Below are 7,328 nucleotides of genomic sequence, written 5' to 3'. Positions count from 1 at the left end.
CCGACCCAGGGGGCTCGGCCCATCCGGACGATCTGGCCGGCGGTGAACGCGAATCCGACGCTGTGTTGCTGAGGCAGCACAGCGCGTCGCCTGGCCACGTCCACCGTGCGGATGCGGGTCAGCGGTTCGTCGCCCAGCCGAACCGATCCGGCGCTGGGCTCGGTGTCTCCGGCCAGGACCGACAGCAGCGTCGATTTACCAGCGCCGTTGGGGCCCACCAACGCCAGTATCTCGCCGGCCACCACGTCGAGGTGGACGTCGGACAACACCGTCGCGTCCCCGCGCCGTGCGGAGACTCCGCGGGCGACGAGTGTGCTCGAGCCCGGTTCGGGGATGACCGGGATGTCCCGGCGCGCTGTGCGCCCCATCACGCCCAGCCGCCCTGGCGAGCACGGGTACGGCGGAGCAGCCAGAAGAAGAACGGGGCACCCGCCAGTGAGGTCACCATGCCGAGCGGCAGATCGACGTTCGCGACGAGGGTCCGCGTGACGAGATCGGCAGCGAGCAGCACGACGGCCCCGGCGAGGGCGCTGGACGGGATGAGCAGTCGATGCGCGGGGCCGAGCACCATCCGCATGGCGTGCGGAACCACCAGACCCACGAACAGGATGATTCCGGTGAACGCGACCCCGGACGCAACGAGCAGGGCGACGACGACGATGGCGAACTGTCTGAGTCGTTCGACGTTCACTCCCAGATGGCGTGCCACGTTTTCACCGAGCGCGAGCAGGTCGAGCCGGCGGGCGATCGCCAGTGAGGCTCCGATCCCGAGCAACGCGAGCGGGCCGACCACGGCCACCGACTGCCAGGTTGCGCCCGCAAGCGACCCCAGTTGCCAGAACACGATCTGATCGCGGGCGGCAGGACTGGCGACGAAAGTGAAGAACGCGATGACACCGCCGGCGAAGGCATTGACTGCAACGCCGGTGAGGATCAGCGTCACCACCTCGGTGCGGCCTGCGTTGCGAGCGAGGAAATACACGGCGATCGTGGTGACGAGCCCGCCGAGGAAGGCGGCGAACGCGACACTGCCGACTCCGGCGAAGCTGCCACCGAGCACGATGACCGAGCTGGCACCGACAGCAGCGCCCGAGGAGACACCGACGACACCCGGCTCGGCCAGTGGATTGGCGAACACCCCCTGGAGCAACGCACCCGCGCAGCCAAGACACGCGCCGACGACGATTGCCAGCGTCAGCCGCGGGAATCGGACCTGCCACAGTGTCACTTCGCCGCTGGGATGTGCCGGCATCGGGCCGATGTCGAGTCCCACCCGATGTGCGAGGCTGCCCAGTACTTCCAGCGGAGTCGTCGGCACCTGTCCCACGACGGCCGAGATCAAAGCCAGGACCACCAGTGCCACAACCAGGGCTCCGAATGTGGCAGCTACCCGTCCTCGGCCCGTGCGTGGTTCGGCGAGTGTGCTGTCGGTCATGACGCCGGGTCGTAGACGGCCTTCGACAGTGCGCCCAACACTTTTCCGGTGTTCGGGCCGAAACTGAGGATGGTCCCGTCGTCCATGTCCACCACCCGGCGTTCTCTGCCTGCGGGGGTCTGAGCGATTCCGGGGATCTGCTCGAGACCCTCGATTCCGCCGATCGATTCCAGGCCCTTGGTCATCATCAGAATGACGTCGGGTGCTGCGGCGATCAACGCTTCGCTGGTGACCGGCACGAATTGCTCGGTCAGACCCGATTCGACACCGGCGTCCGTGGCACCGAGAGCTTCGATCAGTGCATCCGCTCCCGAACCGGGCCCGGCGAGCATCTTGATCGCGGACCCGCGCATGTACAGAAACGCGATCTTCAGCGGTTCGGTGGATTCGGGTGTGTCGTTCGCTGCTGCCGATATCTCGGTGTTCGTTCGTTCGGCGAGGGCAGTACCGGCCTCGGGCACACCCAGGGCGGCCGCCACGGCCTCGATCTGGGTGGCGACGCCGGCCAGAGTGCGGGTGGGATCGAAGTACACGACGGGAATGCCCGCGGCTCGGATCTGATCCTGCACAGCGCGTGGACCGATGCTGGTATCGGTCAGGACGACGGTCGGCGACAGCGCCAGAATTCCTTCGGCGCTCAGAGAATGGCCGGTCGGGGTGACATCGGGCACGTTCTCGGCCGCGGGAAATGCAGCAGAGGTGTCACGCCCGACGAGGTTGTCGCCGAGTCCGAGCGCGAAGACGGTCTCGGCCAGCGTGCCGTACTGGTCGGCAGCGACGATGCGGCTGTTGTCCGTCACCGTGACGGCGACGCCGTCGAATCCGGTCACTGTCACGGGCAGTACCGCGGCCGGATCGTCGGTCACGGGTTCCGGATTCGGATCGTCGACGACGGCGGTGCGGGGGCCGACGGAGTCCGAGGGTCCTACGCCCGGGGTGTTCGCCGAGCAGGCGACCAGGAGTCCGGCGACGAGGAGCACGGCGGCGAGACGATTGACGGTCACAACGGAAGGTTAGCCTGTCCGATGTTTGCGGGTGGTCAGGCGCTGACGTCGTCCAGGGCCGACGCGATCGCGGGCGGCAGCTCGAGTTCCTCGGCCATCAGTGCGCCCATCAGTTGAGCGAGGTCCCGCGCTCCCACGATGGCGCTGCTCACTCCGGGTCGGTCCCGAGCCCATGCGAGTGCGACGACCAGGGGCGAGGTGGCCAGCCCGTCGGCTGCGGTGACCGCAGCGTCGACGATGCTGACCGCAGAATCGGTCAGGTACGTCAGCACGGACTCCGCGTGCACCTCGTCGGCACCGCGGGAGTCGGCCGGGATTCCGTTTCGATACTTCCCTGTCAGCACGCCGCCCGCGAGGGGAATCGCGGCGAGGACACCGATGCGTGGTGGTCTGCGGCGGGGATCAGCTCGTCCTCGATGCCGCGTGCGAGCAGGGAGTACTCGGCCTGAGTGGCCACGATGTGTCCGGTACCGGCTGCGCCTGCCGCCGTCGCCAGTTGCCAGCCGAGGTATCCGCGGGCTCCGGTGTAGCGGACCCGTCCGCTGGTCACGGCGTAGTCGAGCGTGGCGGCGACCTCGTCGACCGGAGTCATCGGGTCCCACGTCGCCACCTGCCACAGGTCGAGGTAGTCGGTTCCCAGTTCGCGCAGCGTGGCGTCGAGTTGGCCGAGCAGTCCACGCCTCGAGCAGTCCACGTGATAGCGGCCGTAGCGCGAACTCAGCCCCGCTGCGCTGCTGATCACCAATTCGTGCCGCGGGACCACGTCGTCGAGCAACTCGGCGAGCACTCGTTGCGCGCGTCCGTCCCCGTACGCCGGAGACGTGTCTACGAGCGTGCCGCCGGCCTCGGCGAACGCCGACAACTGCGCTGCGGCGTCGTCACCGTCGGTTCCGCTACCCCATCCGAGGGTGCCGAGGCCGAGCCTGGAGACTCGAAGTCCGCTGGTGCCGACCGATCTCTGCTTCATATGTGCCGAATGTCCTTTTACGTGTGATCGTCGGTGTCGAACTGCACTGCCGCCAGTGCACAGTAGTGCGCCGCGCCGCTCGGTGCGTACGTGCCGCGCCGGGTACGGTCGTGCCCGTGAATCGCGAATTCAGGGGGCAGGCCGGCGGCCGCGCATCGATAGTGAACCGTCCATCGACACCGATCTGGGAGGGTGGCGCCGCATGATCGACATGACCTGGCTGCAGGCGATCATCCTCGGCGCGGTGCAGGGCCTGACCGAATTCCTGCCGATCTCCTCGTCCGGGCACCTGCGCATCGTCTCCAGTGTGTTCTGGAACGAGGACGCCGGTGCCTCCTTCACTGCGGTGACCCAGCTCGGCACCGAAGCCGCTGTGCTGCTGTTCTTCTGGCGAGACATCGTCAGAATCGTCAAGGCCTGGTTCGTCGGCCTCGAGCAGAAGGACGAGCGCGGACTCGACTACCGCATGGGGTGGTACGTGATCATCGCCACCATTCCCATCGGCGTTCTCGGCCTGCTGTTCAAGGACCAGATCCGAACCGGTGCCCGAAACCTGTACCTCATCGCGTTCATGTTGATCGCGTTCGCCGTCGTCATCGCGATCGCGGAGAAGGTGGGTCGGAAGGAACGTCCGATCGAGAAGTTGACCACCCGCGACGGCATCGTGATGGGTCTGGCGCAGTGTCTCGCCCTGATCCCCGGCGTGTCCCGTTCCGGGGCGACGACCAGCGCCGGCCTGTTCCTCGGGCTCGAACGCGAGGCAGCAGTGCGATTCTCGTTCCTGCTCGCCATTCCAGCGGTCACCGCCTCCGGTCTCTTCTCGCTGCCCGACGCCTTCGAGCCGGTCGGCTCGGGACTGGCCGCGTCGGGCCCGCAGCTGCTGGTGGCCACGATCATCGCCTTCGGGCTCGGCTACGCCTCGATCGCCTGGCTGCTGAAGTTCGTCGCGAACCACTCGCTGTACTGGTTCGTGGGATACCGCATCGTGCTGGGTGTCGTGGTGCTCGGTCTGCTGGCCGGCGGGGTCGTATCTGCAACGTAGGTACACCCTCACTAGGCTCGATGCAATGACAGTCATCTTGCTTCGGCACGGCCGCTCGACGTCGAATACCGCAGGCACGCTCGCGGGTCGAAGCGCCGGCGTCGAGCTCGACGATCGCGGGCGTGAGCAGGCGCAGGCGGTCGCGGATCGTCTCGGTGATCTGCCGGTCGCGGAGATCGTTCGCTCGCCGTTGCTGCGGTGCGAGCAGACGGTCGAGCCGTTGGCTGCCAAGCTCGGGCTCTCGCCGGTGGTCGAGGATCGGTTGGTGGAGGTCGACTACGGGCAGTGGACCGGCCGGGCGATCAAAGAGTTGCTGGCCGAGCCGCTGTGGAAGGTGGTCCAGCAGCATCCGTCGGCTGCGGTGTTCCCGGAGGGCGAGGGCTTGGCGACGGTGCAGCAACGCGCGGTGCAGGCGGTGCGCGAGCACGACGCCCGGTTGGCCGCGCAGCACGGTCGCGACGTGTTGTGGGTGGCGTGCTCGCACGGTGACGTGATCAAGTCGGTGCTCTCGGACGCGATGGGTGCCCACCTCGATTCCTTCCAGCGCATCGTTGCCGACCCGGCATCGATCAGCGTCGTTCGCTACACCTCGACGCGTCCTTTCGTGCTGCGGACCAACGACACCGGGTCCGATCTGAGTGCGTTCGTACCGAAGGCCGAGGAGCCCAGCACGTCGGAATCGGGCAACGCGGACTCTTCCGACGCGGTCGTCGGTGGTGGGGCAGGCCGCTAGAGCGTCGATTCGGCGCTGACACCCCGATCAGTGGCAGGCTGGAGGGCAAGCAATACCGTCCATGTTCGATCTGTGGCCGATAATGAAAGTTCCGAGAATTGCTTCGCGGAGCTGTTCGAGTCGTTAGGAGGTGCAATGCCGCGCGCCATACACGTTTTTCGCACCCCTGATCGTTTCGTTGCCGGGACCGTTGGGGAACCGGGCGACCGAACGTTCTTCCTGCAGGCGGTGCACGACGCCCGCGTGGTGTCGGTCGCTTTGGAGAAGCAGCAGGTCCAGGTACTCGCCGACAGGATGGGGCTGCTACTCGAAGAAGTGCACCGCCGCTTCGGAGCCGACGTTCCGGCCGAGGAGACCGATCCGGTCGACACCAGTCCGTTGCTGACTCCGATCGACACCGAGTTCCGCGTCGGAACGATGGGGCTCGGCTGGGATGCCGATGCCAACGCCGTCGTGGTGGAACTTCTCGCCGTCAGCGAGGTCGAGGTGGACGAATCGGTCGTTCTCGACGACACCGACGAGGGCCCCGATGCCGTTCGTGTGTTCCTCACTCCGGTGCAGGCCCGCGAATTCGCGGTGCGGTCCGAGCGCGTCATCGCAGCGGGCCGCGCGCCGTGCCCGCTGTGCGGACAGCCATTGGCTCCCGAGGGACACGTCTGCATCAGGACCAATGGCTACCGCCGCGGTGCGACGTTCGGACCGGTGACCGAGGTCGACGAGTCTTGACCGTCGAACTGCCGCCGTTCGAGGGCCGCGAAACCATGGAGACCGGCGACCTGACCGTCGTCGGTCGGGTGGTGTCGGCCAGCAACGCCACGCTGGTGTGCGAGGCGGGCGAGGGCGAGACGGCCGTGCGGTGCGTGTACAAACCCGTTCGCGGGGAAGTGCCGCTCTGGGACTTTCCGGACGGCACTCTCGCGGGCCGCGAGGTGGCGTCGTACGAAATCTCCGAGGCACTCGGTTGGGGCGTCATTCCGCCGACGGTGCTGCGCGACGGACCGTTCGGTCCCGGCATGGTGCAGAAGTGGATCGACACGCCCGATGATCACGCCGAAGGGCGCGTCGACCTCGTCGATATCTGTCGTCCCGATCTCGTGCCGGCGGGATGGATTCCGGTCCTGCAGGCGTACGACGGCGAGGGCGAGGAGATCGCGCTGATCCACGCCGACGATCCGCGGCTGCAGCGGATGGCGGTTCTCGATGTGATCCTCAACAATGCCGATCGCAAGGGCGGGCACGCGCTCGAAGGTCTCGACGGATATGTGTACGGAGTGGATCACGGTATCTGCCTGCACTCCGAGAACAAGTTGCGCACGGTGCTGTGGGGGTGGGCAGGCCAGGCGGTCGACGATGCGTTGATGACCGACGTGGTGCGGTTCGTCGAGACGTTCGACGCGGTCACCGCTCCGCGCCTGGTCGACAAGATCACCCTGACCGAAACGGTCGCGGTTCTCGACCGGGCTCAGGAGCTGATCGCCCGTCCCGTCATGCCGGAACCTCGCTCGAGCAGACCCATACCCTGGCCCGCCTTCTGATCGGGCTCGGATAGGCTCGGCTGCATGCATTCTTGGTCGAGCCCGGAGATCCCGACAATCCCAGGACAGGGTCCAGCGCTTCGATTGTTCGACACCGCAGACCGCCAGGTCCGTCCCGTCACCCCCGGTTCGACGGCTCGGATGTACGTCTGCGGAATCACCCCGTACGACGCCACCCACCTGGGGCACGCGGCGACGTACCTTACGTTCGACCTGATCTACCGGCTGTGGCTGGACGCGGGCACGGACGTGCACTACGTGCAGAACGTCACCGATGTCGACGATCCACTGTTCGAGCGCGCCGACCGCGACGGCGAGGACTGGCGCGATCTGGGAGCTCGTGAGATCGAGCTCTTCCGCGCAGACATGGAAGCGCTCCGGGTGGTCCCTCCGCGCGACTACATCGGCGCCGTCGAGTCCGTCGACGAGGTCGTCGAACTGGTGGAGAAGCTGGTCGCGGCCGGTGCGGCGTACGTGGTCGACGACGCCGAATACCCGGATGTGTACTTCCGTGCCGATGCCACCGAGCAGTTCGGCTACGAGTCCGGCTACGACCGCGCCACGATGGACACGTTCTTCGCCGAGCGCGGGGGCGACCCCGATCGGGTCGGT

Annotated in this window: 7 protein-coding genes and 2 pseudogenes; 5 read left to right on the top strand and 4 right to left on the bottom strand. The window is 67.1% G+C overall.

What is annotated here, in order from left to right; all coding sequences use genetic code 11:
- The 4 genes and pseudogenes from RHBS_RS21560 to RHBS_RS21545 form a co-directional block, all read right to left on the bottom strand.
- Positions 1-368, bottom strand: a 368-nt coding sequence (locus tag RHBS_RS21560; RefSeq protein ID WP_128646405.1) for an ATP-binding cassette domain-containing protein, incomplete at its 3' end; no start/stop codon positions are given.
- The gene (locus tag RHBS_RS21555) at positions 368-1,435 is read right to left on the bottom strand and encodes an iron ABC transporter permease (protein ID WP_128646404.1); all 1,068 of its coding nucleotides are present in this window, start codon (positions 1,433-1,435) and stop codon (positions 368-370) included. The genes RHBS_RS21560 and RHBS_RS21555, both read right to left, overlap by 1 nt.
- Positions 1,432-2,394, bottom strand: a complete 963-nt coding sequence (locus RHBS_RS21550; RefSeq protein WP_374700641.1) for a hemin ABC transporter substrate-binding protein — start codon at positions 2,392-2,394, stop codon at positions 1,432-1,434. Before RHBS_RS21550 ends, RHBS_RS21555 begins: the two co-directional genes overlap by 4 nt.
- Before the next feature lie 80 nt (positions 2,395-2,474).
- Positions 2,475-3,406: pseudogene (locus tag RHBS_RS21545) on the bottom strand (aldo/keto reductase).
- Positions 3,407-3,617: 211 nt separating this feature from the next.
- Between RHBS_RS21545 and RHBS_RS21540 the strand changes: the two are divergent.
- The 5 genes and pseudogenes from RHBS_RS21540 to RHBS_RS21520 form a co-directional block, all read left to right on the top strand.
- Positions 3,618-4,448, top strand: a complete 831-nt coding sequence (locus tag RHBS_RS21540) for an undecaprenyl-diphosphate phosphatase (protein WP_374700640.1) — start codon at positions 3,618-3,620, stop codon at positions 4,446-4,448.
- 25 nt (positions 4,449-4,473) lie between these two features.
- Entirely contained in the window at positions 4,474-5,181 is a 708-nt protein-coding gene (locus tag RHBS_RS21535) for a histidine phosphatase family protein (protein WP_128646401.1), read from the top strand.
- A gap of 135 nt (positions 5,182-5,316) precedes the next feature.
- Positions 5,317-5,907 carry a DUF3090 domain-containing protein gene (locus RHBS_RS21530; RefSeq protein WP_037189325.1) on the top strand — a complete coding sequence of 197 codons (591 nt, stop codon included), beginning with the start codon at positions 5,317-5,319 and terminating at the stop codon, positions 5,905-5,907.
- Positions 5,908-5,942: 35 nt separating this feature from the next.
- A complete protein-coding gene (locus RHBS_RS21525) occupies positions 5,943-6,716 on the top strand; it encodes an SCO1664 family protein (protein WP_187298586.1) in 774 nt (257 codons plus the stop codon).
- Between the two features lie 24 nt (positions 6,717-6,740).
- A pseudogene (locus RHBS_RS21520) lies at positions 6,741-7,328 on the top strand (cysteine--1-D-myo-inosityl 2-amino-2-deoxy-alpha-D-glucopyranoside ligase); the annotation flags it as partial.

Source organism: Rhodococcus sp. BS-15, from assembly GCF_000813105.1.
GTDB lineage: Bacteria > Actinomycetota > Actinomycetes > Mycobacteriales > Mycobacteriaceae > Rhodococcoides.
Note: the sequence above shows the minus strand (reverse complement) of the source record. Positions and strands in the feature narration are given on the sequence as shown.